At 72.4% G+C, this 24,676-nt stretch carries 21 protein-coding genes; 7 read left to right on the top strand and 14 right to left on the bottom strand.

Features of this window, described 5'->3' with window-relative positions; genetic code table 11:
• Positions 1 to 7: 7 nt before the first annotated feature.
• From AMOR_RS02260 to AMOR_RS02285, 6 genes are all read right to left on the bottom strand, one after another.
• Positions 8 to 457, bottom strand: coding sequence for an ATP synthase subunit C (locus AMOR_RS02260; protein WP_248358010.1), 450 nt, complete (start codon positions 455 to 457; stop codon positions 8 to 10).
• 12 nt (positions 458 to 469) lie between these two features.
• Positions 470 to 2,245, bottom strand: coding sequence for a V-type ATP synthase subunit I (locus tag AMOR_RS02265; RefSeq protein ID WP_248358012.1), 1,776 nt, complete (start codon positions 2,243 to 2,245; stop codon positions 470 to 472).
• Positions 2,245 to 2,871 carry a V-type ATP synthase subunit D gene (locus AMOR_RS02270; RefSeq protein WP_248358014.1) on the bottom strand — a complete coding sequence of 209 codons (627 nt, stop codon included), beginning with the start codon at positions 2,869 to 2,871 and terminating at the stop codon, positions 2,245 to 2,247. The genes AMOR_RS02265 and AMOR_RS02270 overlap by 1 nt, the downstream gene beginning before the upstream one ends.
• An 11-nt stretch (positions 2,872 to 2,882) precedes the next feature.
• A complete protein-coding gene (locus AMOR_RS02275) occupies positions 2,883 to 4,247 on the bottom strand; it encodes a V-type ATP synthase subunit B (protein ID WP_248358016.1) in 1,365 nt (454 codons plus the stop codon).
• A 171-nt stretch (positions 4,248 to 4,418) separates the two neighbouring features.
• Positions 4,419 to 6,518, bottom strand: a complete 2,100-nt coding sequence (gene glgX, locus AMOR_RS02280) for a glycogen debranching protein GlgX (RefSeq protein ID WP_248358018.1) — start codon at positions 6,516 to 6,518, stop codon at positions 4,419 to 4,421.
• 18 nt (positions 6,519 to 6,536) lie between these two features.
• Entirely contained in the window at positions 6,537 to 10,199 is a 3,663-nt protein-coding gene (locus tag AMOR_RS02285; protein ID WP_248358020.1) for a phosphoketolase, read from the bottom strand.
• 273 nt (positions 10,200 to 10,472) lie between these two features.
• Here AMOR_RS02285 and AMOR_RS02290 point away from each other — a divergent pair, with 273 nt between their 5' ends.
• Positions 10,473 to 10,814, top strand: coding sequence for a hypothetical protein (locus tag AMOR_RS02290; protein WP_248358022.1), 342 nt, complete (start codon positions 10,473 to 10,475; stop codon positions 10,812 to 10,814).
• A gap of 54 nt (positions 10,815 to 10,868) precedes the next feature.
• Here AMOR_RS02290 and AMOR_RS02295 read toward each other — a convergent pair whose 3' ends face one another.
• Positions 10,869 to 11,726, bottom strand: coding sequence for a L,D-transpeptidase family protein (locus tag AMOR_RS02295; protein WP_248358024.1), 858 nt, complete (start codon positions 11,724 to 11,726; stop codon positions 10,869 to 10,871).
• A gap of 137 nt (positions 11,727 to 11,863) precedes the next feature.
• Between AMOR_RS02295 and AMOR_RS02300 the strand changes: the two genes are divergently transcribed.
• Together AMOR_RS02300 and AMOR_RS02305 are read left to right on the top strand one after the other, a co-directional pair.
• On the top strand, positions 11,864 to 12,385 hold the full coding sequence (locus tag AMOR_RS02300; protein ID WP_248358026.1) for a L,D-transpeptidase family protein: 522 nt from the start codon (positions 11,864 to 11,866) through the stop codon (positions 12,383 to 12,385).
• Positions 12,386 to 12,560: 175 nt separating this feature from the next.
• Positions 12,561 to 12,815 carry a hypothetical protein gene (locus AMOR_RS02305; RefSeq protein ID WP_248358028.1) on the top strand — a complete coding sequence of 85 codons (255 nt, stop codon included), beginning with the start codon at positions 12,561 to 12,563 and terminating at the stop codon, positions 12,813 to 12,815.
• A 96-nt stretch (positions 12,816 to 12,911) separates the two neighbouring features.
• Here the strand turns inward: AMOR_RS02305 and AMOR_RS02310 are convergent, their stop codons facing one another.
• Both AMOR_RS02310 and AMOR_RS02315 read right to left on the bottom strand, forming a co-directional pair.
• Entirely contained in the window at positions 12,912 to 13,364 is a 453-nt protein-coding gene (locus tag AMOR_RS02310) for a cache domain-containing protein (RefSeq protein WP_248358030.1), read from the bottom strand.
• 39 nt (positions 13,365 to 13,403) lie between these two features.
• Positions 13,404 to 15,146: a methyl-accepting chemotaxis protein gene (locus AMOR_RS02315; RefSeq protein WP_248358032.1), complete on the bottom strand. Its 1,743-nt coding sequence runs from the start codon at positions 15,144 to 15,146 to the stop codon at positions 13,404 to 13,406.
• A gap of 385 nt (positions 15,147 to 15,531) precedes the next feature.
• Here AMOR_RS02315 and AMOR_RS02320 point away from each other — a divergent pair, with 385 nt between their 5' ends.
• Both AMOR_RS02320 and AMOR_RS02325 read left to right on the top strand, forming a co-directional pair.
• A complete protein-coding gene (locus AMOR_RS02320) occupies positions 15,532 to 16,338 on the top strand; it encodes a hypothetical protein (protein ID WP_248358034.1) in 807 nt (268 codons plus the stop codon).
• 164 nt (positions 16,339 to 16,502) lie between these two features.
• The gene (locus AMOR_RS02325; protein WP_248358036.1) at positions 16,503 to 17,276 is read left to right on the top strand and encodes a hypothetical protein; all 774 of its coding nucleotides are present in this window, start codon (positions 16,503 to 16,505) and stop codon (positions 17,274 to 17,276) included.
• A gap of 54 nt (positions 17,277 to 17,330) precedes the next feature.
• Here the strand turns inward: AMOR_RS02325 and AMOR_RS02330 are convergent, their stop codons facing one another.
• The gene (locus AMOR_RS02330) at positions 17,331 to 17,834 is read right to left on the bottom strand and encodes a DUF1801 domain-containing protein (protein ID WP_248358038.1); all 504 of its coding nucleotides are present in this window, start codon (positions 17,832 to 17,834) and stop codon (positions 17,331 to 17,333) included.
• Positions 17,831 to 18,676, bottom strand: coding sequence for a GNAT family N-acetyltransferase (locus AMOR_RS02335; RefSeq protein WP_248358040.1), 846 nt, complete (start codon positions 18,674 to 18,676; stop codon positions 17,831 to 17,833). The genes AMOR_RS02330 and AMOR_RS02335 overlap by 4 nt, the downstream gene beginning before the upstream one ends.
• A 279-nt stretch (positions 18,677 to 18,955) precedes the next feature.
• Here AMOR_RS02335 and AMOR_RS02340 point away from each other — a divergent pair, with 279 nt between their 5' ends.
• Both AMOR_RS02340 and AMOR_RS02345 read left to right on the top strand, forming a co-directional pair.
• Entirely contained in the window at positions 18,956 to 19,696 is a 741-nt protein-coding gene (locus tag AMOR_RS02340; protein WP_248358042.1) for an inorganic diphosphatase, read from the top strand.
• A 200-nt stretch (positions 19,697 to 19,896) separates the two neighbouring features.
• Entirely contained in the window at positions 19,897 to 20,853 is a 957-nt protein-coding gene (locus tag AMOR_RS02345) for an NADP-dependent oxidoreductase (protein ID WP_248358043.1), read from the top strand.
• An 11-nt stretch (positions 20,854 to 20,864) separates the two neighbouring features.
• Here AMOR_RS02345 and AMOR_RS02350 read toward each other — a convergent pair whose 3' ends face one another.
• From AMOR_RS02350 to AMOR_RS02360, 3 genes are all read right to left on the bottom strand, one after another.
• Complete coding sequence (locus AMOR_RS02350) at positions 20,865 to 21,389, bottom strand: hypothetical protein (protein WP_248358045.1); 525 nt, start codon at positions 21,387 to 21,389, stop codon at positions 20,865 to 20,867.
• A 105-nt stretch (positions 21,390 to 21,494) separates the two neighbouring features.
• On the bottom strand, positions 21,495 to 21,980 hold the full coding sequence (locus AMOR_RS02355; protein ID WP_248358047.1) for a YbaK/EbsC family protein: 486 nt from the start codon (positions 21,978 to 21,980) through the stop codon (positions 21,495 to 21,497).
• A gap of 134 nt (positions 21,981 to 22,114) precedes the next feature.
• Positions 22,115 to 24,586: a PKD domain-containing protein gene (locus AMOR_RS02360; protein ID WP_248358049.1), complete on the bottom strand. Its 2,472-nt coding sequence runs from the start codon at positions 24,584 to 24,586 to the stop codon at positions 22,115 to 22,117.
• Between the last annotated feature and the right edge of the window lie 90 nt (positions 24,587 to 24,676).

The raw sequence follows: 24,676 nt of genomic DNA on the forward strand, positions 1-24,676 counted from the left end.
ACGGTCCTCAGCTCTTCGGGAGCGCGGCGCTGACGATGAGGGCGAACACGAACGCGAACACGGCCAGGCCCTCCACGATGGCCGCGGGCGTGACCATCAACCCGAAGACCGCCGGCTTTTCCTTGCTCGCGTTGATCGCGGCGGCACAGCACTCGCCCTGGAGGACGCCGATGACGAGCAGCGCGATGCCCACGCCCGCGCCGAGGGCGAAGAGGCCCGGCGAGGTCGCCGGCGCCACCGGCCGGTTCAGCGTGAACATGATGACGATGCCGTAGATGATGATCGACGAGGGCAGGACCGAGAGCCCGATGTAGCGCCCGTACCCTCCGTCCACCTCCAGCACGGCGCCGCAGGCGGCCTTCCCCGCCCTCGTGCAGCCGATGGCGCTCCCGAGCGCCGCGAGCGCGACGGGGGCGTAGATGCCGATCCAGCCGATGAGCGCGATGTGGGTTTCCATCTTCAGGCCCTCCTAGGCCGCCTTCCTGGTGAAGGCGCGATACGGCTCGCCCTCCACGGGGAGACTCCAGTTGAAGAACTCGATCACGTTCAGACGCAGGCCGTGGACGACGCCGCCGAGGATCCCCATCGCGAGGTTGATCGCGTGCCCCGCCACCAGCACCACGATCCCCAGCAGGATCCCGACGCCCCGGAGCGCGAACGAGCTCGCGGCGAGGGAGTTGAACGCCTCCGCGAGCTTGATCGCGGCGAGCCCCAGCGCGAAGAGGCGCAGGTAGCTGAGCACGTCGCCGAACACCTTGGAGACCTCGGTGATGCCCTTCAGCCCCTCGAGCAGCCGCGAGACGAGCGCCCGCGGCGCGAAGCTCACCGGGTGCTCGGAGCTGAAGAGCAGCACGAGGGCCAGCCCCAGTCCGACGCCGCCGAGGCCGAGCCGCACCGCGCCAGGGTGGGCCCGCGCGACGCCGACCCAGAAGCCTGCGAGCAGGACGACGGTCCAGCCGAGCGGGGCGAGCGCCGCGAGCGAACGCCGCCGGCGCCAGGCCGAGGTGAGGTTCGCGGCGGAGAGGTGCGCGACGCCGATGCCGATCGAGATCAGCATCATCACGCCCTGGTCCTCGGCGTCGAGGAGGTGGGCCTTCGCGAGGAGCGAGCCCCGCGGCGGCACCCAGCCGAAGTAGCTGCCCACCAGGACGCCGTAGACGACGGACGAGATCGCGAGGGCCGCGAGCAGCCCGCGCGCCCCACCCGCGGCTCGCCCGAGCCGTCTCCACGCGAGGAGCGTCCCCAGGCCCAGCACCGCGCCGTAGGCCGCGTCGGAGAGGATCATCCCGAAGAACGCGACGAAGCTCAGGAAGACCGCCTTCGACGGATCCCACATGTGGTAGCCGGGGGTCCGGTAGAAGTTCACCAGCGCCTCACCGCCGCGGAGCGCCGGCGGATTGGCGAGCAGCGTGGGGGGAGCTTCGCCGAGACCGGGCTCCGCGACGGTGATCGCGAGCCGTCGATCGGTGGCGTACTGCCGGAGCGCCGCGACGCGGTCCCGGGGTGCCCAGCCCTGGACCGCCAAGACCTCGTCGCGCTCCAGCGTCGCGCGCGCCGCCTGCTCCCGGGCGGCGCGGTCGTCGGCCGCGTCCAGGGCTGCGCGGAGCGCACTGGCGTGGAGCGTCAGGCCGATTCGACGGTAGTCGAGCTCCTCGAGCTCGCGCTCGACGTGCTCGAGGCGTGCCCGCACCGTCGAGAGGGACCGCGGATCGAGCGCGACCGGCGCACCCGGCATGCCCGGCGGCGGCTCGGGCGCCACGACCACGACGTAGGCGAAGCGGTGATCGCGACCGACGATCCTCCAGGGGGCGTCGACGGCCGCGAGGAGCGCGAGGTTGTACAGGGGGACCACGTGGAACGAGAACCGCAGCGCACCGTCACGTGCCCAGCCGGCGAGCTCGAAGTCGCCCCACGGCTCGAGCTCGGCCGCCCGGGCGCGGAGCTGCTCGCGCTCCTCGGCGAGCGCGTGAGCGCGATCGCGGACCTCGAGCGCCTCCCTCACCAGCCCCTCGACGTCGACGGCGGCCGGCCGCTCCGGCTCGCGGCGGCGCACGGGGCTGTCCTCGAGGTACTGGAGCGCCTCGCGCGCGCGCTGGCCGGCGCGGGCCGCGTCGGGCCCCCGCGCCGCTCCCGGATGGAGGTCGACGAGGTGCAGACACCCGAGGCGCTGGAGCCCCTCGAGCACCGCCTCCTTCTCGGCGGCGGGGCCGTACAGCGTCACCTTGGCGAGCGGCACGATGGCCATCAGCGCCCTCCCCCCTCCGCCTGCCCCCCCGCGCGCTCGCGGGCGCGCTTGCCCTTGGCGATCTTCGAGGTCACCACCGCGGATCGCTCCACGTCGGAGAGGAAGATCCGGATGCGGGCGATGTCCCGGTGGGCGCCCGGGATGAGGACCTTCTCGAAGAGGTTCACGCGCTGGGACACGCGGCGGACGGCGCCCTGCATCCGGGCGACGCGTGCGCGGTAGACGCGGACGCGGAGGCGCTGGGTGGCCGCCTCCTGGATGCACGTCACCGCGTCGTCGAGCCAGGCGGGGGTCGCGATGAGCGAGTACTCCGCGACTTCGAACTCGACGGCGCCCAGGGCGGGCAGGCGCAGCCCGAGGACGTCCTCCTCGACCACCTCCACGCGACGCACGCGCACGAGCCCGGAGAGCTTCGTCGCCGAGGTCCCCAGCAGCGGCAGGAGCGCCTCGAGGGATCGGCCCACCCGCGCCGCGGCGCGCTCCGCCTCGGCGAGCTCCTCGACCGCCTTCTTGTACTCCGCCGTGAGCTGCTGGCGCTTCAGCTCGAGCGAGGGCAGGAACCGCTCGAAGAGGCGGAGCCGATCCCGCTGCTGCTGGAGGGAGCTCTTGCTGAGCGCGACGGGCATCGTCGGAACCCCTAGGCGCGCGGCCCGCGAGGAGCGGCGGGCGCGGCGGCCGGCTTCTCGCGCGGGTAGTACTTCTCCACGAGCGCCTGCTTCATGAGCAGCTCGCCGGGCTCGAAGCACTCGGCCATGGTCTGCCAGCCGAGATCGAGCGCGCGCTCGAGGGGCAGCGACACGTCCAGATCCATGAAGCGCTCGGCGAACAGCTGGGCGAACCGGATCAGCTTGCGGTCGTGATCCGAGAGATCGAACGCCATCGCCTGCTTCTGCTGCGCCTCCTTCCCTCCGGAGTAGAGCCGGATCATGGTGTTCATGAGCTGCCCGTGATCCTCGCGGGTCACCTTGCCGATCACGTTCTGCTTCAGGCGGGAGAGGGATCCGAACGGGTCGATCACGCCGTCGTGCAGGTACAGCTGCCCCTCGGTGATGTAGCCGGTGTTGTCCGGGACCGGGTGCGTCACGTCCTTCCCCGGCATCGTCGTCACCGTCAGGATCGTGACCGAGCCCGCTCCCTGGTAGCTGCAGGCCCGCTCGTACCGGACGGCCAGCTGGCTGTAGAGGTCGCCGATGTAGCCGCGGTTCGAGGGCACCCGCTCCATCGCGATGCCGATCTCCTTCAGGGCGTCGGCGTACGCGGTCATGTCCGTCATGAGGACCAGCACGCGCCTCTTCTCCTCGACCGCGAAGCGCTCGGCGACCTTCAGCACCAGGTCCGGGGTGAGCACGCGCTCGACGATGGGGTCCGACGCGAGGTTCACGAACATCACGGCGCGGCCGAAGATCCCCTCGTCCTCGAAGCACGTGCGGAAGAAGTGGTAGTCGTCGAAGATCAACCCCAGCCCGCCGAAGACGATGACGTCTGCGTCCGCCTGGATGGCGATGCGGGCCATCAGCTTGTTGAACGGCTCGCCGGCGACGGAGAAGATCGGGATCTTCTGGCTCTCGACCAGGCAGTTGAAGACGTCGATCATCGGCACGTTGGTGCGGATCATCCGGCTCGGGACGACGCGCGTGACCGGATTCACGGACGGTCCACCGATGTCCACCTGCCGATCGCCGGCGAGGTCCGGACCGCCGTCCATGGGCCGCCCGTCACCGCGAAACACGCGGCCGAGGATGAACGGGGAGTAGGTCACCTGCGTGGGATGCCCGAGGAACCGCACGGTCGCGTCCGTCGAGAGGCCCTTGCCGCCGCTGAAGACCTGCAGCGACACCTCGGCGCCCTCGAGCTGGATCACCTGCGCCAGCGACTCCTCGCCGTCGCCCGACTCGACGATCGCCATGTCGCCCAGCCCGACGTCGCGCGCCCGGAGCTTGAGGATGTCCCCGACGATCGCCGTGGCGCGCGTGTAACGGAGCAGCTGCTGCGAGCCCGCCATGCGGGGCCTCCCCTCGTCGAGACGACGGCGGCCGGTTCGCGAGTCGCGAGCGCGCAGGTGCGGACCGCCGGGTCGCCGGGTGCGAATGGTCACAGGTCCACGGCCGCCGGAAAATGGGACCAAGGCTCCACCTCGATCAGGGGCGAGGCGAGCGGACCTGACCGCTTGGCGCTACGGCGAGCGAGCCACACCGTCCTCGCGACCGCTCATCGCGCGCGCCTCCAGCGCGACGACGGTCCGAGCGGCCACCCGGCAGGACGGCCCGGAGTGCGGCCGCTGCCGCTCCCGCGGGACGACGTCCTCCGGAGGTGCTCGTGACGTGTCGATCGCCACGTGCCACTGCCTGCCCGGGATCGCGGGGAGCGCCGCGTCGGCGGGTCGGTCGGACATGTTGAGGACGACGTGCAGGTCCTCCTCGTCCGCGGCTCGGCCGGCCATCGTGAGCGCGAGGACGCGGTCCTCGCCGCCCTGCCACGGCGGCACGCCGAGCCGGGCTCCGTGCCAGGACACGTCCGGAAGGGCGCGGCCCGTGACCGGCCTCCCATCGAAGAAGCGGTTGGCCTGGATGCAGGCGTGACGGCGACGGAGGGCGATCACCTCGCGCGTGAAGCGCAGCATGTCCCGCTGGCCGTCCGTCGCCCTCCAGTCGAGCCAGGAGAGCTCGTTGTCCTGGCACCACGCGTTGTTGTTCCCGCGCTGGGTCCGCAGGACCTCGTCGCCGGCGAGGAGCATCGGCACGCCGCGGGAGAGCAGGAGGATCGCGAGGTGGTTCCTGGCCTGCCGCAGGCGGAGGGCCGTGACGGCCGGGTCGGACGTGGGGCCCTCGACGCCGCAGTTCCAGCTCGCGTCGTCGTCCACGCCGTCTCGCCCGCCCTCGCCGTTCGGCTCGTTGTGCTTCGCGTCGTAGCTCACGAGGTCGCTCAGCGTGAAGCCGTCGTGACAGGTGACGAAGTTCACGCTGTTGCAGGGTAGCCGGCCGTCGGGGGCGTACAGGTCTGCGCTGCCGGCCAGACGCGTCGCGACCTCGCCGGCCATCCCGGGATCGCCGCGGACGAACCGGCGCACGGCGTCGCGATAGCGCCCGTTCCACTCGGCCCAGGCCATGCCGGGGAAGGAGCCGACGTGATAGAGACCGGCCGCGTCCCAGGCCTCCGCGATGAGCGGAACGCGCGCGAGGACGCGCGAGGTCTCCAAGGCCCACGGCACCGGCGGGTCCGACATCACCTCCCCGCGCGTGTCGCGAGCGAACACGCTCGCGAGATCGAACCGGAACCCGTCGGCCCCCATCTCCTGCACCCAGTGCTCGAGGCACTGCACGATGAACGCGGTGACGATGGGGTGGTTGGAGTTCACCGTGTTGCCGCAGCCCGTGTAGTCCCGGTACCGCCGCCGGTCGGCCGGGTCGAGGTGGTAGAAGACCTCGTTCTCGAGCCCCCGGAAGTTGATCGTCGGCCCGTCCCGGCCGCCCTCCGCCGTGTGGTTGAACACCACGTCGAGCAGCACCCGGATCCCGGCCGCGTGCAGCGCGTCCGTGAGCGCGCGGAACTCCCGGTCGGCCGCCGCCGGGTCGACGCAGTAGCGCGGGTGCGGGCTGTGGAAGCTGTGCGTGCTGTAGCCCCAGTAGTTGCGCAGCCCCCGCGCGCGCACGGCCGCGGGAACGTCCTGCTCGTCGAACGCCATGACCGGCATCAGCTCGACGTGCGTCACGCCGAGCTCGCGCAGGTACGGGATCTTCTCCGTCAGCCCCGCGAACGTGCCGGGGTGCGCGACGCCGCTGGACGGGTGGCGCGTGAACCCGCCCACGTGCAGCTCGTAGACGACGGCGCCGGCGAGGCCGCTCGGCGCCGCCCGCTCGCGGGGATGCAAGGGCCCGGTCACGACCGCCCGGAAGCCGACGTGACCGGCGTCGTCGGGGTCGGCGGCCCGGCGCCGATCCCAGACGGCGTCCGTCACCGCCCGCGCCCAGGGATCGACGAGCTCCTTGCGCGCGTTGAACGAGCGGCCGGTCTCCTGCGTGTCCGATGGGCCGTCGACACGCCACGTGTACTGGGTGCCCGGCGGGAGCCCCTCGACGAAGACGTGCCAGAAGAAGAACGTCCGGTTCCGCTCCGGCTCGAGCTCGATCACCTGGAACGGCTCGGGGCTGGTCGCGTCCGCGTACAGCAGGAGCGCGACGCGCGTCGCGTGGCGACTGAAGACGCAGAAGTTGACGCCGCCGGCCCGCACCGTCGCCCCGGGGGGAAAGCGCGAGCCAGGGCGAGTCCGGAGCACGGTCGAGCTCGGCGTCGTTCACTTCCCTGCGACGGGCCAGAGCCAGCCGACGATCTCGGCGGGGTCGACGCCGTGCTCGTGGGCGTACTGCTGGCACTCGATCTGCCGGTTGCGGAAGCGCTCCTTGGCGTGGGCCCCGGCGCTGCGCAGGCGCGGTACGCGGTCGATGACGTCGATCGCGAGGCTGAACCGGTCGATCTGGTTCTCGATGGCCAGCTCGAGGGGTGTGTTGATGCTGCCCTTCTCCTTGTAGCCGCGCACGTGCAGGTTCGGGTGGTTCTTGCGCCGGTAGGCGAGGCGGTGGACCAGCCACGGGTAACCGTGGAAGTTGAAGATGATCGGAGCGTTCACGGTGAAGAGCGAGTCGAAGTCGCGGTCCGAGAGGCCGTGGGGGTGCTCCGTGTCCGGCTGCAGCTTGAACAGGTCGACCACGTTGACGAACCGGAGCTTCAGGTCGGGGAAGGCCTCGCGCAGCAGGGCCGTGGCGGCGAGCGCCTCGAGGGTCGCGACGTCCCCCGCGCACGCCATCACGACGTCCGGCTCCTGCCCCTCGTCGCTGCTCGCCCAGTCCCAGATGCCGACCCCCTTCGCGCAGTGAGCGACCGCTGCGTCGATGGGCAGGTACTGGAGGTGCAGCTGCTTGTCGGCGACGATCACGTTGACGTAGTTCTCGCTCCGGAGGCAGTGGTCCGCCACCGAGAGCAGGCAGTTCGCGTCCGGCGGCAGGTAGATCCGCGTCACCTCCGCGCTCTTGTTCACGACGACGTCCAGGAATCCCGGATCCTGGTGCGTGAAGCCGTTGTGATCCTGGCGCCACACCGTGGAGGTGACGAGGAGGTTGAGGGACGCGATCTCCTCGCGCCACGAGAGCTGGTTGCAGGTGGCGAGCCACTTCGCATGCTGGTTGAACATCGAGTCGATGATGTGGACGAAGGCCTCGTACGAGGAGAAGAACCCGTGTCGCCCGGTGAGGAGGTACCCCTCCAGCATCCCCTCCAGCGTCGTCTCCGAGAGCATCTCGATCACGCGCCCGTCGGGAGCGAGCTGCCCGCCGTCGGCGTCCTCCGGGAACGTCTCGGCGAGCCACAGCTTGCGCGACACCTCGTACACCGCGTCGAGCTTGTTCGAGGTGGTCTCGTCCGGGCCGAACACGCGGAAGTTGTCGAGGTTGCTCCTCATGACGTCGCGGAGGAACGCGCCGAGCGGGCGGGTGTTCTCGGCGCGCGACGCGCCCGGCGCCTCCACCGGGACCGCGTACGCCCGGAAGTCCGGCATGCGGAGGGGCCGCTTGAGGAGGCCGCCGTTCGCGTGCGGGTTCGCGCCCATCCGGCGGGTCCCCTTCGGCGCGACCTCCCGCAGGCTCGCCAGCGGCGCGCCGGCCGCGTCGAACAGCTCCTCGGGCCGGTAGCTCCGCATCCACCGCTCCAGCAGGGCGAGCCGCGCGGGGTCTGCCTTCACGCCGGGGATCGGCACCTGGTGGGCGCGCCACGAGCCCTCGAGCTTGTGGCCGTCGAGCTCGGCCGGCGCGGTCCAGCCCTTCGGCGCCCGAAGGACGATCATGGGCCAGCGCGGGCGAGACGCCGCGCCGGTGCGGCGCGCCTCGGCTTGCGCGCCGCGGATGGCCTCCACGCAGGCGTCGAGCGTGGCTGCCATCGCCTGGTGCATCGACTCCGGATCGGAGCCCTCGACCAGGTACGGCGTCCAGCCGTGGCCTCGGAGGAGCTCGACCAGCTCCTCGGCGGAGATGCGCGCGAGCAGCGTGGGGTTGTTGATCTTGTAGCCGTTGAGCGAGAGCACGGGCAGCACCGCGCCGTCGCGGATGGGGTTCAGGAACTTGCCGATGTGCCAGGACGTGGCGAGCGCGCCGGTCTCGGCCTCGCCGTCGCCGACGGCGGCGGCCACGATCAGGTCCGGGTTGTCGAACGCGGCGCCGCAGGCGTGCGCGAGCACGTACCCGAGCTCGCCGCCCTCGTGGATCGAGCCGGGCGTCTCGGGCGTGCAGTGGCTGCCGATGCCGCCGGGGAACGAGAACTGCTTGAAGAAGCGGCGGAGCCCCTCCTCGTCGAGGCTCTTGTCCGGGTAGACCTCGGAGTACGTGCCCTCGAGGTAGATCGGCCCGAGCACGCCCGGCGCGCCGTGCCCGGGTCCCGCCATGAAGAGGACGTCGAGGTTGCGCGCCCGGATGATCCGGTCGAGGTGGGTCCAGAGGAACGACAGCGCCGGGCTCGCCCCCCAGTGCCCCAGCAGCCGGTCCTTCACGTGCTCCGGGCGCAGGGGCTCGCGCAGGAGCGGGTTGTCGCGCAGGTAGATCATGCCGGCCGCGAGGTAGTTGCACGCGCGCCAGAACGCATCGAGGCGGTGCACCTCCTCGGGCGTCAGCGGAGCGCCCGCGACCGTCGCGCGCGCGGGTCCGTAAGCAGACAGCGTCGCGACTCCTTCGAGGATCGGTGCTCTCGCGGTCATACGCGCTCCTTGCTGCGCCTCCGGGCGCCATCCCGCCAGCACGCGACGCGCCTGGCGGGCCATCATCAGCTCCTCGTCCGTGTGGACGACCCACGCCGCCACTCCGCTCCCCGGCGCGCTGAGGCGCGGGCCGCCGGCCGCGTTCGCGCCCGGATCCAGCTCCACGCCCATCCACGCCGCGCCGCGACACACCCGCTCGCGAACGGCTCCTGCGTTCTCGCCGATGCCGCCGGTGAACACGATCGCGTCCAGGCCCCCGAGGTCCGCCGCCATCGCCCCCAGCTCGCGGACGATCCGGTAGACGAAGAGGTCGACCGCGAGCCGGGCGCGCGGGTCGCTGGAGTCGAGCAGCGTGCGCATGTCGCTCGTCGTGCCCGACACGCCGAGCAGCCCCGAGCGATCGTAGAGGAGCTTCTCGACCTCGGACGCCTCGAGACCGCGCGACTTCAGGAGCCAGAGCACGGCGCCGGGATCGAGCGCGCCGCACCGCGTCCCCATGCAGAGGCCGTCCAGGACGCTGAACGACATGGTCGTCGCGACGCTCCGCCCTCCCCGCAGTGCGCACATGCTCGCGCCGTTGCCGAGGTGCATCACGACGGTGCGCCCCTGCGCGGCGACGGGGTCGAGCTCGCGCAGCGCCGCGGCGACGTACTCGTACGAGAGCCCGTGGAAGCCGTACCGCCGCAGGCCGGCGGCGTGCAACTCCTCGGGCAGCGCGAAGCGCTCGGCGACCGGCGGCAGCGAGCGATGGAACGCGGTGTCGAAGCAGGCCACCTGCGGCAGCTCGGGCGCGAGCTCGCGCAGCAGCCGGATGGGGCCGAGGTTGTGCGGCTGGTGCAGCGGCGCCAGCGGGACGAGGGTCTGGAGGCGCGCCACCACGGCGTCGTCGACCAGCACCGGCCCGTCGAACGCCATTCCGCCGTGGACGATCCGGTGCGCCACCCCCGCCAGCGTCCCCTCGCCGACCCGGTCCCGCACGAACGCGAGGATCGTCTTCAGGGCACCGGCGTGGCCGACGTAGGCGTTCGCCGGCCACCGGCGCTCCTCGAGGACGGCGCCGTCCGTCCGGCGCGCGACGAAGCGCGGCTCACCCTCTCCCGTGACGCGGTCGACCTGGCCGCGTGCGTCGTGCACGAGGTGCTCGCCGCCGCGATCCGCGATCAACGCGAACTTCAGCGACGAGGACCCCGCGTTCAGAGCCAGGAACAGCTCGGACATGTCGGGCCCCCGCTCGCGCGCGATTGTGGGCGCGCCTCCGGGGGTGGGCAAGCGCCGAGGCCAGGCCCGGTGGGGAAGGACCCCGAGGCGGGGCCCCGCGGGAGTGGCGTCGGTCGCGAGCGGTCGCCTGCGCGCCGGCCTTCACGACGAGCGCACCCCGCTCGCTCCGTCGCACCCGCCTCGCCGTGTCGAACGAGGGCTCTCCCCATCCCGCCGCCCGCGGGCGCGCGCGGCGAGAGGAGACTGGTGGCGGACCCCGCAGGAGGAGATGCGATGATGCGCGTGATCGGAGCGGTGGCGTTCGGGCTCCTCGTCGCCGGCTGCGCGACGAACGGGGCGGTGAAGAAGCAGGTCGATCCCCTCGCCGAGCGGCTCACCGCGGTCGAGCAGAAGGTCGATCCGCTCGCGAGCCGGCTCGCGGCGCTGGAGCAGCAGCAGACGGCGATGAACGCGAAGCTGGACGCACAGACGGCGGAGCTGCAGAAGCTCTCCGCGGCGTCGACCCGTGCGGACGACGCCGTGAAGGAGGCCCAGCTGTCCGCGGCGCGGGCGGAAGAGGCGGCGCAGAAGTCCGCGAAGGCGTTCGAGCTGGCCCAGTCGAAAGGCAAGAAGTAGCGGTGCTCGCCCCCGGGCCGCGGTGCGGCCGAGGCCGTCGCGCGCGCCGCACCGTCAGCCGGCGTCTTCCGTGACGTCCACCGGGATGCCGCCCCTCGCCCGCACCGCCTGGGCGAGCTTGCGCAGATCCACGCGGCCGAGGACGGCCCTCTCGCGGAGCAGCCGCTTCGACTCCTCCAGGAGGTCGAGGGCGAGCGTGTCGTCCGCGTGGATCTCGACGAAGACTCGCCCCTCTCGCAGCCCGACCTTCACCGGCTCCCGGACGATCGCGACCGGCGTGCCGATCTGCACGAGCTGGAACAGGCGCGGGATGTCCTCCGGGTAGAGCCGGATGCAGCCGTGGGACACCTTCCTCCCCACGCCGAACGGCTTGTTCGTGCCGTGGATGAGGATCGTGGGCCTCGAGAGCCGCAGGGCGTGGGTGCCGAGCGGGTTCTCGGGGCCCGGCGGCACCTCCGCCGGCAGCGTCGAGTCCTCCTCCAGGATCGACGGGGGTGGGTGCCACGTGGGCGCGACGGTCTTCTGGATGATCGTCAGGACGCCGAGCGGGGTCGCGGCCGCCTCGACGGCCACTCCGATCGGGAAGGTGATAGGCGGCTCACGCCTGGTCCGAAGGAGGTAGAGCCGCATCTCCGAGAGGTTCACCACGACAGTGCCCGGAGCGGAGGCAGCCGGCAGGATCCACGCGGTCGGGATGACGGCGACCGCGCCGACGCGCGGGATGAACGGGTCGAGGCGCCGGTTCGTAGCCGCGATCTCGTTGAACCCGACGTCGTATTCGCGCGCGATCTCGATGAGCGACTCGTCCGGCATGACGACGTGCGAGCCGATCTCGCCGAACACCTCGTCGCGTGACGGGGCCCCCGCACCCGGACGTGCAGCGAGCAGGACGGCGAGGATAAGCAGCGACATGTCGACTTCCCGCGTGGTGCGCGAGAGGACGAGACCACCTGCAGGATCCCGCAGACGGCGCCCGCCCGCGAGCGCCCTTGCGGCACCGGCGCGTGCGAGATGCCGGCGCGCGCGGGAGCGCATAGGATGTGGCGCCGATGACGAACGGCGCCACGCGAAAGGCTGGAGTGCTCGCCGCGTGGGGCCTTGCGCTCCTGTCGATCTGCTCACCGGCCGCAGCCGACGACGTCGACGAGCCCCGCTGCCCTCCGTCGGGCTACACGGTCGTGGTGCACACCCAGAGACACGAGCTGTGGCTCTGCACGGACGGCGTGGCAGCGGCGCAGTTCGCCGTCGCCATCGGCCGGAGCGGGGTCGGAAAGCGCCGCCGCGGCGACGGCCGGACGCCCCTCGGCAACTATGGCCTCGGCGCGCCGCGTCGTTCGGAGCAATACGGCACGTTCATCCCCATCGCCTATCCGACCCCGGAGCAGGCCGCGCGCGGCTTCACCGGCGCCGCGGTCGGGATCCACGGTCCGCCGCGCGGGATGGACGCGACGCACTACCCGGTGACCGCGATCGACTGGACGCTGGGGTGCGTCGCGACGGGCACCGACGAGGCCGTCGACACGATCGCGGACTTCGTGCGTCGCCGGCGACCTCGCCTCGTGATCCGGTGAGCGGGTCGTCGCGCGCGGCGCGCGCTTCTGACGCGAGTCACGAGCGCCCCTGCCCGCGCGGCGCAGCGGTGCGCGCGGTCGCTCCATCACGCCGCCTGATGGTTCATCTGTTCTTGCGTGTTCTGGCTGCCCTGCCGTTCAGCGCACGATTGCCCGCGAACGGAGGGAGAACACCATGCAACAGTCGAAGACGATCCCGCAGGAGTCACCGTCCTACGGTCAGTCACTCGCGGCGATCATCGCCATCCTCGGCGTCCTCGTGATCACCGTGCCCGTGATCGGGATCCTGATGATCCCTTTCGCGGTGCTCGCCACCGTGACGCGGGCGCTCCGCGACGCCGTGGCGGAGGCCGGCCTCCTGAGGAACCGCTGGACGGGTCAGGGGCCGCGGGTGCCCGGGAGGTCGTCGAGGAGCGTCGCGACGATCTGATGCAGCACTCGGGGTGGCCGAGCACCACGCAGTGCCGGTGACCGGCCGCCCCGGGCCGGCGATGCCCCGCCTCGCCGCCGGCGACGCCAGGTGGCGCTACTTCTTGTACGCGCCGCAGACCACGACCACGCCGTCCCACAGCTCGAAGTAGACGACCTTCTGCTCGACGCGGTTCGTGGTCGGGTTCGCGAACTTGTACTCCTGCCACCCCTTCCCGTGCTTCCTCGCGACCTCGATGCGCTCGCGGACGAACGTCTTCCCGTCGACGTCCTTCTCGTCCATGAAGAGCTTCCCGACGCGGTCCTTCCTGGCGCCGTGGGCGAGGCAGCGCCCGTCGAGGTCGTACGCCATGACGTACAGGTCCTTGTAGCGGAACCGGCCGTTCGGATCGCTGAACGCGGCGAGCGCCTTCTCCTTGCCCTCCTTCTTCATGTACGCGATGGCCTGGTGGACCATCAGCTCGGCGTCCTTCGTGGTGGCGAACTCCTCCGCGCGGACGGACGCGGCCGCGACGAAGGCCAGGGCGGCGAGGGCGAGCAGCTTGCGCATGGGTTTCTCCTTCGGGCTCTCTCGGGTGAGGCGTGAACGTCAGAACCGCACGAACCCGGCGTCGCCGGACGGCGCGGGCTCGTGCGCAGCGGGGTGGAGCGGCGGAGTCGACGGCGCGGCGAGCCGCGGGCCGCGAGCCGCGACCGCGAGGGGCGGCCTGGCGACCGGCGGCGCGGCGACGGGGCTCGGCGGCGGCGGGCGCGGCGCGCTCGTCGGGCGCGGCGCCGACATCGGCGCGACGACGGCCCGCCCCTCGTCGACCCGGAAGAACTCCATGAGCCGCTGCAGCGTGCTGGCGTGCGCCGCGACCTCCTCGGCGGTGGAGGAGAGCTCCTCGGCGGCCGACGCGTTCCGCTGCGTCACCTGGTCCACGACGGCCATCGCCCGCGAGACCTGCGACACGCCCGCGAGCTGCTCCTGCGACGCGGCGGACACCTCGTTGACGAGATCGGAGGTCTTCCGGATCGTCACGACGAGCTCGCCCAGGACCCGGCCGCTCCGGTCTGCGACCGACACCGACCGCGTCGCCACCTCGCCGATCTCCTTCGCGGCCTTCTGGCTCCGCTCGGCGAGCTTGCGGACCTCCGTCGCGACCACCGCGAAGCCCTTGCCGTGCTCGCCGGCGCGGGCCGCCTCGATCGCGGCGTTCAGGGCGAGCAGGTTCGTCTGGTAGGCGATCTCGTCGATGATCGAGATCTTCTCGGCGATCGAGCGCATCGCGTCGACCGTCTCCGCCACGGCGCGGCCGCCCTCGTCGGCGGCCTGGGCGCCGTCGCGCGCGGTCGCCTCGGTGCGCCGGCTGGTCTCGGCGTTGTTCCCGATCGACGCGCTCATCTCCTCGAGGGAGGCGGTCGTCTCCTCGACGCTCGACGCCTGCTCGCCCGTGCCGGTCGCGAGCTGCTGCGCCGTCGCCGAGACCTGGCCCGCGGCGGTGGTGAGCGCCTCGGCACCGCCGCGCACCTCGCCGATGACCGTCGCGAGCCGCTCGCCCATCGTGCGGATCGCGGCCTGCAGGTCCCCGAGCTCGTCGCGGCTCGTGACCTCCACCGCGTCGCGCAGGTCGCCGCCCGCGATCCGCTCCGCCGCGCGCGCCACCGAGGCGACGCCGCAGCGGATGGACCGGACGAGCACCACCCCGGCGACGAGCAGCACCGCCGCCGCGAGGCCGAACGCGGCGAGGATCCGGTGGCGCGCGTCCGCCCCGGCCTCCGCGGCGCGCACGTTCAGGGCATCCGCGGCGGCGCGGGTCGCCGTGGCGCTCGTGTCGATCAGCTCGAGGAGCGCCTGCGCGTCGCGGCGGAGGCGCTCGTGAGCGTCGGTGACGGCGTGCTGCGCCGCCGCCATCTCCGCGAACCGCCCCTCCTCTCCCGCCTTCCCCCGCTCCCCGGCCGCCGCGGCGAGCGCGTCGAGGTCCTTGCTCCACGCGTCGAGCGCGGGCGCGACCGCCGCGCCGCTCGCGTCGCCCGCCCGCGGCACCGCCTCGTACGCGCGCGCGGCCTCTGCGGCCTCGCGCTCCTGCCGCGCGACGAGCGCGAGCGAGGCGCGGTGGACGTCCGCGTCGAGCGTCCCGTTCTCGATGGCCGACGCGGCCGCGCTCGCGCGCGCCACGGCGGTCGCGAGCCGCCCGAGCGCCTGCAGCTGCGGGACCTTCGCCTGTCCGTAGTCGTCGACCACCTTCGAGACGGACGCGAGAGCGACGAGCCCGGTCGCGCCGACCAGCGCGACGAACGCGAGCGCGAGGACGAGGATCGTGACCACTTTTCCGCCGAGGCGAAGTCGCACGCAAGATCCTCCGATGCCTGGTGTTCGTGCCGGCGCGCAGAGAATGCACTGCCGGGACCAACGTCACGGATCGCCGCCTAGGCATGTCGGGCACCTGCAACGCGGCAGAACGTCACGGGTAGGCGCGGCACGCAGAGGGTGCACGCGCGCGGCGCCCAGCGGACCCACCGGTCCGCGTGCACCCGGCGGCGTCTGGACGGGTGCCCCCGAACTCTCAGCCGGAGCGCCACCGCGAGCTCGAACGGCGGCCGCGCCGGGAGATTGCCCGGCCTCTCGTCTCATCGGGGCGCAGGTCCCCGCCGTCGCGTTCGCGGCCGCGCTCGTGCGAGCGCTTCCTCGGTCGGCGCGTCGACATCGGGCTCATCAGGTTGCTACGGTGCACCGGATGAAGCTCGTGGCCATCGCGCGCGCAGTGGCGAGCCCCGACGAGGCCGCCCGAGCAGTGGCGGACGCCACGGGTCTCACGCTGGCAGAAGCCCGCATGCGCCTCGCGCCCGAGCCGCCTGCTCTCCTGGCTCGGCTCGAGCCGGACGAGGCGGCCCTGCTCGTCGTCGCGCTCCGCAAGGCCGGGCTGGCCGCGCTCTCGGTCGACGTCCGCTGCCCGACCGACAAGGACCGCACGGTCGCCCACTCCTTCGCCTTCGACGACGCGGGCATCACGTTCACGCCTCGCTTCGGGGACCCGGCGGTGTTCGAGTGGACCGACGTGATGGCCATCCTGCGCGGCCTCCGCGCGTCGCGCTCCGACGTCACGCGCACCGAACGGTCGAAGAGCTTCTCGCTCGGCGCCGCCGTCGCGACGGGCGGGCTCTGGATGACCCGCACCTCCACGAAGACGTCGCGCTCGTCCGAGGAGACCGGCGAGCAGGTGATCTTCGTCTACGCACGCGATGGACGTGCAGCGACGCTCGCGGAGAGCCAGCTCGATTTCTCGTGCCTGGGAACAGGCATGCAACCCTCCAGCACCGCGAACATGGCCGAGCTGGCGCGGCGGCTGCGCGAGAAGGCGAGGAGCGCGTTCTACGACGAGCGACTCATGCGCCTCGGCCGTCGGCCGCTGCCATTCCTGATGAGCGTCGAGTCGCGCTCGCAGACGCGCACGGTGGCGACGACCCGCACCGACACGAGCGGCTCGCTCGACACGCTGGCCGAGGTGATGCGGCAGGCCGTGACCGAGGCGCTGCTCCCGTGAGGATGCAAACGGGTTCGTTCGACGGGAGCATTCGCTTCGAGCGGTCGGGCGAACCGCGGGCAGCGCGCCGAGGAGGCGCGAAGGTCCCCCCGCCGTCCAGAGGCAGCGTCACGCCACATCCGGGCGCAAGCGGCGATCGGGGCTGCGAATAGTGATCCGGGCGCATGGCGGCGAAGACGAGGACGAGCGCGGCCCATGATCTCGCTCCCGCGAGCCTCACGTCCGCCGCTCTGCCTTCTGCGGCGGGATCGTTCGTGCGCCGGCTCCTCCTCCACGGTGCGTCACTCGCGGTCGCCGCCGCGGCGTTCGCCGCGCACGAGCACTTCAAGCTCCACGGTGCTTCCACGGAATCGCTGGTGACCCTGCTCGCGGCCGCCGGGTTCGGGCTCTCGCCGGTGCGCGCGCTGGCGCGCGAGGTGTTCGCCATCGAAGGCAAGCTGCTGCACCTCGTGCACGGGCTCGGCGCCCTGGGGATGCTCGGCCTCACCCTCGGTGGCGTCATCTCGGGCCGGCCGATCCTCGAGCACGGGCTCGCGCCCTTCGCGATCATGGGCGCCGCGCAGGCCGTCATGCACCAGGATCGGCCCCGGAGCCCGGAGCAGGCCGCGGCGCTCCGGCGCTTCGCGACGAGCCTTCCGGAAGTGCGGCAGCTCACGAGGTCGGGCGGCCTCGACTCGCCGGCGAACGCGCGCCGGGCGGTCGCCGTCCTCACCGAGCTGGTCGGGAAGGCGCAGGCGCTCGGCGAGACCGAGCTGCGGGCCGATCCCGCCTTCCAGGGCGCGATGAGCCAAGCCATGACGCGCCTCGGGCTCTCGCTCGGGCTCGACACGGTCGACGAGGCGATCGGGGAGCTCGGCGCGAGCCCCGCCGCCGCGAGCGCGGTTCCGGAGCTGCGCAAACGACTCGCCGCGGCGCGCCACGCGCTCGACCGCGGATGATGGCGGCCTCGCCGCTCGGGCAGAACGAAGGCGCGGCGCGCGGACCGCACGCCGTCAGCGTCCAGCCGCCTTCTCCCGGGCGACCTTCGCGGCGGCGCGAAGCCAGCCACGCACGGCCTCGCGGGGCAGCTCGTCGAGCGCGCGAAGCTTGAGATGACGACCGGTCTTCCCTTCTCCTTCGAGAAGCCCTTCCGGATCCGCGAACGCGCCGGGAGGCCCGGCGAGGATCAGGTTCACGTGTGACCTGAACCCCGCGAGCGCGCACATCATCTCGCGCTCGATGCTGAAGAACGGCATTCCCCATTTGAGCGAGGCGGTCGCGTCGGGCGCGGTCTCATCGACGAGCTTCCTCAGGGCATCGAGGATCGCGCGCAGGTGCGGCGGTTGCCTGGTGAAGAACGCCTCGATCGGCTCGCCGAAGTCGGCGCGGCGCGGCGCGGTCCTGCCGGCGCGCGGCGTCTTCGCTCGCGCGGGGCGCTGCGCCTTCGGCCGGGCCCCCGCGGGCTTCGGCCGCTTGGCCGTCGAGGGGCGCTTCCGCTTCTCGCTCTTCTTCTTCATCGCCGGGATGATGTCACGAGCGCGGTCGCCCTTCGCAGCCTCCGCACGCGCTTGCGGATGAGCGCGGCGAGCTTCGCCTCGGACGGCGGCGGCCCGGTGCGGACGCGCCGGCCGTCCACGAACAGCGCGTCGCATTCGCCCCACGCGAGCATCGCCTCGCGATCGGTCGTGTCCACCCTCCGGCACTCCACGAGATCGCCGAACGTCGCCGCCGCCCGCCTCGCGCGCTCGAAGGCCAGGTTCTGGGCGGGACACCAGCCGTTGACGCAACCGGTGACGAGCACCTTCCCGGAGACGGGCTCGGGGCGCCTGCCGGTGACCGCCGGCCAGCGCGGCGGCTCGGCGCCGTCGACGAACGGCTTCCAGACGAGCGACGCCAGGCCACGACGATCCGCGCGCCGGTAGCCGTGACGCCTGAACCAGGATGCGCGCATCCAGACCGGCAGCGCGAGCCCCCAGGCGACCATGCCGTCCACCCCACGCGCCCGCGCGTCCGCCTCGGCGGCCTCGAGCAGCGCCGTCCCCATCCCGTGCCCCTGGAAGTCACCGCGCCCCGAGGCATGGCCGTGAACCCAGATGCACAGGATGAACTCGAGACCGCGCCCAACGGCCGGGGAGCGCTCGATGGGCACGTAGTGGATCATCCCTCCGACGCGGCCGTGCGCGTCGAGCGCCAGCTTCACGCGCAGACCCCGGTCGCGCATGTCGCGGAACCAGCGGGCCTTGTGATCGCCCGCGTAGGCGAGCTCGGCGCCCGGCCAGTCCTCGAGGCAGACGAAATACAGGCGCTCGTACTCGGGGGACAGATCGACGACCGTGATCCGCCGGCGCTCGGAGCTCATCTGAGACACCTCGAACACAGGCTACGCCCGTACGTGCCGTGCTGCGGCGGGCCCGTCGGGTGCAGTCACCGCCCGGCGTGCGCGGTACCGCTGGCGAGCCGGGCGAAGGCTCGGCGCGCGCCCGGCCGATGAGTGAACAGAAACTCCGAGTGCGCGCTTATGTCTCTCAGCGCGCGCGGCGCGATCGGGTACGTTTTCGCTCCGGCCTGGCGGAGCGCACGAAGAAGCTAGCGCTCAGGGACCAGCCAGCCGGCTTCGACCCCACGACGAGGAGGCTTCATGCATCGCACCGCACTGCGCCGTCTCATCACCGCCGCCGCATTTCTCGCGCTCGCCCCCGCCGCCGTCTCGGCGTCGGACTGGAAGGACCGGCTCGACCTCCAGCTCGCGCCCGGGTACCAGCTCGTCCAGGGCGACTACGCCGCGGGCGTTCCGGACACGCTCGTGTTCCTCGCGAACCAGGAGCTGAACGTCTACACCGACTTCAGCGCGAGGAACGCCGATGGGACGATCAATGCGGTGATCGAGATCCCGCAGGGCGACGTCCGCAAGTTCGAGACCGACGTCACGACCGGGCGACTCTTCTGGGAGCTCAAGAAGGGACAGCCGCGGACCGTCGCGTACCTCGGGTACCCTGGCAATTACGGGATGATCCCGCGCACGCTCGGCGGCGACGGCGATCCGCTCGACGTCGTCGTGATCGGCGGAACGGAGCTGCGCGGCGCAGTCGCGGCCGTGAAGGTCGTCGCGGTGATGAGGATGGTCGACGGCGGAGAGCCCGACGACAAGCTCATCGCCGTCCTGCCGGGCTCGCCCTTCGACGGCATGAGCCTCGACGATCTCCGGAACGCCGGCGTGACGACCATCCTGAAGACGTGGTTCGAGAGCTACAAGGGGCCGGGCGAGATCCAGGTGCCCGCCTTCGAGGACCTCGCCGCCGCCAACCAGGTGCTCGACGAGGCGATGACGACGTACGCGGCGTCGGCCGTGACCGCGCCGTCCCGGCACGGCGACCGCTGAGCCGAGAGCGCCGAGCGGTCCGCCCCCCTTCGACAGGCCCTCCGAGAGATCCTCGGCCGCTCACCTCGATGCCTGGTGGGGAGCCGCGAGGACCCGCCGCCGATCCGATCGTGCCCTCGGATCGGCGCGCGGGAGCCGTGCATCGAGCCGCGGCCGCGTTATCCCGGTGCACGGACTCGACGAGAGGAGCGGAAGCGGCCATGCAAGCATCCATCCCTGCGCAGATGAAGGCGGCGGCGTTCGACCGGTACGGTGGGCCCGAGGTCCTCCACACCGAGACGCTCCCGGTGCCGAAGCCGGGGCCGAAGCAGGTCCTCATCCGGCTGGACTCCGCCGGGATCGGCGTCTGGGACCCCTACGTCCGCTCCGGCGAGATCGAGCTGGGTCAGAGCCGGTTTCCGCGGGTCATCGGGAACGACGGAGCGGGCGAGGTGGTCGCGACGGGGGCCGACGTGCGGCGCTTCCGGATCGGCGATCGCGTCTACGCGTACTCCTTCGAGGGCGGGTTCTACGCGGAGTTCGTCGCGCTCGACGAGGACGCGATCGCGCCGATCCCGCCGGGGATGAGCGCCGAGGAGGCCGGCGCGCTCGGCGCCGACGGCGTGACGGCGCTGCGCGGCCTCGACGATCAGCTTCACCTCGCGGCGGGACAGACGCTCATGGTGTACGGCGCGAGCGGCGGGATCGGGCACCTCGCGGTGCAGCTCGCGAAGCGGATGGGCGCGAAGGTCCTCGCGGTCGCCTCCGGGCCCGACGGCATCGCGCTGGTGCGGAGGCTCGGGGCGGACGCGGCCGTCGACGGCAAGCGGGACGACGTCGCGCGGGCGGCTCGCGACTTCGCGCCCGGCGGCCTGGACGCCGCGCTGGTGCTGGTCGCGGGGCAGGGCCTCGACGCGGCGCTCGCCACGATGCGGAGGGGCGGCCGGATCGCGTTTCCGAACGGCGTCGAGCCGGCGCCGAGGGCGCCCGCGGGCGTCACCCTCCAGGCCTACGACGGCGAGCCGAGCCCCGACGCCTTCCAGCGGCTCAACCGGCTGATCGGAGCCGGCCCCTTCCACGTCGAGGTCGGGCGGGTGTACCCGCTCGAGGAAGCGGCCCGGGCGCACCGCGAGATCCAGCAGCACCACCTCGGCAAGCTCGCGCTGCGAATCCACTAGGACGGAGGCGCCTACACTCTCCTCGCCGCGATCCACACCGCCGAATCCCACGCGTTGTGGATGCCGATGAACAGCAGGAGGAGCGATACGGCTGCGACCAGGTCGAGCGCCGGGGCCGGGCGATGGTACAGCGCGACCGCCGCACCGACGAGCGCGGCGTACGCGACGAGGGGCAAGACGACGTGCCAGATCCAGTCCGAGAGCACGGGCTCATAGATGTGCTGTCGCCGCGCCTGCAGCAGCACCCACCCCGAGAGCACCAGGCCCGCGATCCCGGTCGCGCTCACGCAGAGCGCGAGGCTCCAGGTGGTCTGGCTGGGGATCGAGAGGATCGAGGCGAGCAGCAGCACCGCGCAGAAATGCACGACGTTGGGGCTTCCGAAGGCGCGGACTCCGCTTTCCGCTTCCTCCAGCTTCGCGTCGGTGCGGAGCGCGACCACGACGAACATGAGACCGGTCAGGGCGGCCGCCGAGGAGCCGGTGATGACGTAGAAGTTCTCCCATTCGGAGAGCGGCGGCAGCGCGGGCTCGAGCACGCCAGGGCTCTAACGGGCGGCGATCCGCCGCGCGAGCCCGGCCCCTTCACGACGGACCTCCGGACCGGGAGCACCTCCGGAGGCGAGCCCCTACCGGGCGCCGCGTCACGCGGCGCCAGCACGGATCCGGGCGACGGTCCCTCCCGTCATTCGTAAGAGCTCGGCCGGCGTGAGGGCGAACACCGCGTGCGGATGGCCCGCCGCCGCCCAGACCCGCTCGTACCCGAGGAGCGCCTCGTCGACGATCGCGACGACCGGCCGCGCGTGCCCGATGGGCGGCACGCCCCCGATGGCGAACCCGGTCCGCTCGCGGACGAACTCTGCCGACGCACGCCCGATCCGCTCGCCGACGACCGCCGCGATCGCGTGCTCGTCGACGCGATGGCTCCCGCTCGCGGCGACCAGGACGGCGCGCCCGCTGGGCTTCGCCTCGAACAGGAGCGACTTCACGATCTGCCCCACGTCGCAGCCGACCGCGGCGGCCGCGTCCGCAGCGGTGCGGGCAGAGTCGGCCAGCTCGACGACGGTATTCGAGAACCCTGCCGCCCGCAGCGCGTCCTGGACCTTCTGAGCACTCGCCTTCAGCGGCATCGAACGACCCCCGGCTGGTGGGCGATCGCAAGTGTAGCCGGCGCAAGACACCCGCGCTGCGCGCGAGGGTCATCCAGCGGGCGTGGGACCCGAGCTGCTCGCGGGTGCGGCGTGACACGCCCTCGGCGACCCGCTCAGAACGTGGCGATGCCGAAGTCGTCGAGGGCGCCGGCGGCCGGCGGGAGCTGCAGGATGACGTACCGCTCGCTTCCGTCCGCCCGGTAGAAGACGAACCGGCCGCTCCACGCGTAGGCGGTCCCGTTCAGCGCCTCCGACGGGAACGGCGCGATCTCGAGCAGCGACAGCCCATCCGCCCGGTAACGGCGCAGCGTGCGGTCGTCGGCCGCGGAGTACGACGACGCGTCGTCGCTCGCGATCGCCGAAAGCTCGCCCGCGGCGGTCGAGTCCGCGAGGTGCCGCACGGTGAACCAGCTCGAGTAGGCGGAGGGATCCGGCGAGATGCTCCCGGCGAAGGCGAGATCCTCGATCCACGAGCTCGACGCGCGGTAAGCGGCCCCGCAGCGCGTGAACACGCGCGTCCCCGACTGCGACATCCAGAGATCGCCGCAGGAGCTCGTACCGGAGCTGGACGACGTCGTGAGGAACAGGTTGCCGCCGGAGACGTCGTAGTGCTCGATCGCGCCTCCGTACCCGTACGTGGTGAGCGGCGCGACGTACAGCGCTCCGCCGGTCGGCGAGAGCTGGACACGGCCGGTGCCGGTCTGGGCCGAGACGACGTAGCTCTCCGCGCCGGTCGCCAGATCGAGCGAGAGGATGCGGATCCGGTCCGGGCTGGTGCGCGGGAGCCAGTAGACGTAACCGTTCCCGAGCGCCACCTCCGCCACGTCGCCCGTCGCCGGGAGCCGCTTGACCACCACGCCGCCCACGAGGTCGACGTAGGAGACCGCCTTCGTATGCCCGACGGCGGCGAAGTGGCCGTCGGGCCCGACGCTCACCGACGAGGGCGGGAGGTCGAGCGCGATGGCCGTCTCGGCCCCGGTGCGAGGATCGAGGACATACAGCGCGTCGGGATCGGCGGCCACCATCACCACCACGTCGAGCGCGCTGGAGTACGCGGCGTCGATCACCCGGTGCGTCAGCCGCTCCACCGTCGGCCAGACCGCCACGTTCACGGTGTCGGTCGCGGCGTTCACGCCGTCGCTCACCAGCACCTGCGCGACGTACGTCCCGACGACGTCGGGGACGAACGAGGCGGTCGCGGTGTCCGCGCCGGAGAGGGTCACCGCGCTGCCAGCCGGCTTCGTGAGCGACCAGGTGTACTGCAGCGACGTGCCGTTCGCGTCGGTGCTCGCCGAGGCGTCCAGGGTCACCGTCCCGCCGACCTTCGCGCTCCGATCGGAGCCGGCCCTGGCGACCGGCGGCTGGTTCGCCGCGGTCACCGTGAGCGTCGCCGGCGTGCTCGTGAGCGATCCGTCGCTCACCACGACCGAGAACACGTACTGACCCTCGACGTCCGGCGTGAACGAGGGCCGCGGCAGGGTCGGATCCGAGATCCGCGCCACGCTGCCCGCGGGCGCGCGTGCGACGGTCCAGGCGTAGGTGATCGGGTCTCTGTCGTAATCGTAGGCGCTGACGTCGAGCGTCATCGGGACGAGCACCGGCACCGTACCGGGGTTGTACGCGTACGCCGTCGGCGCGTGGTTCGGGATGGTGATGGTGGCCGCGTCCTCCGGGCTGTCCTGGCAACCATCGTTCACGACGAGCGTCACGACGTACACGCCGGAGCGGTCGGGCCAGAGAGTCGGCGAGACGGTGGTCGCCCCGTTCAGGGGCGCAGTGCTCCCCGCCGGCGCGCTGGTGAGCGTCCAGCGGTACGACAGCGACGGACCGGTGCTCGCGGCACCGCTCAGGTATACGGTCGTCGGGTAGGACAGCGTCTGATCCGGACCTGCCCGTGCCACCGGCGGCGCCACCCCGAGACACGCCTCGGACAAGCCCGCCTCGCCCGCATGCACGACGACCGCGGACGGCGCGCTCTGCGCGAGGCCGTCGCTCACCACGAGGACCGCGACGTACGTCCCGGCGACGTCCGTCGCGAGCGTGGGAGTGGGCCCATCCGCCTGCGAGAGCTCCGCGGCGCTGCTCGCGGGACGCACCGCGAGCGACCAGCGGAACGTGAGCGGATCGCCGTCCGGGTCGGCGCTCTCGCCGCCCCGGAGCGTCACGCTCGCGCCGGGCTGGACCCACACGTCGGACCCGGCGAGCGCGAAGGGAGCGGCGTTCGGGACCGAGACGACGACGAGGTCGGGGGCGCTCGCGGCGCAGCCATCCCTCACCGTCAGCGAAGCGACGTAGACCCCAGGCACGTCGGGGGTGAGCGTCGGGCTCGCGGTGTCGGCGGCGGAGAGCGCCGCGGTGCTGCCCGCGGGGATCGTCTCGAGCCGCCAGAAGTACGACACGTCACCGCTCGCGCCCGCCGCCGAGCCTGACAGCGGGATCGCCGTGTTCCGCGCCACCGTTCGATCGGGACCGGCCGCTGCGATGGGGGCAGCTCCGCTGCACGCGTGGTCGGAGGTCTTCGTGCAACCGGCGGCGGACACGAGGACGCAGGCAAACGCGATGCCGGCGAGACGGTGGTTTGCCATGCACACCTCGACGCAGAGTGGACGTCGATGATGCCCGATGTGCACTGTGGGAGACAAGGCTGGGGATTGCCCCGGGGTCTCGGCGACGCC

The sequence above is a fragment of the Anaeromyxobacter oryzae genome, assembly GCF_023169945.1.
Taxonomy (GTDB): domain Bacteria; phylum Myxococcota; class Myxococcia; order Myxococcales; family Anaeromyxobacteraceae; genus Anaeromyxobacter; species Anaeromyxobacter oryzae.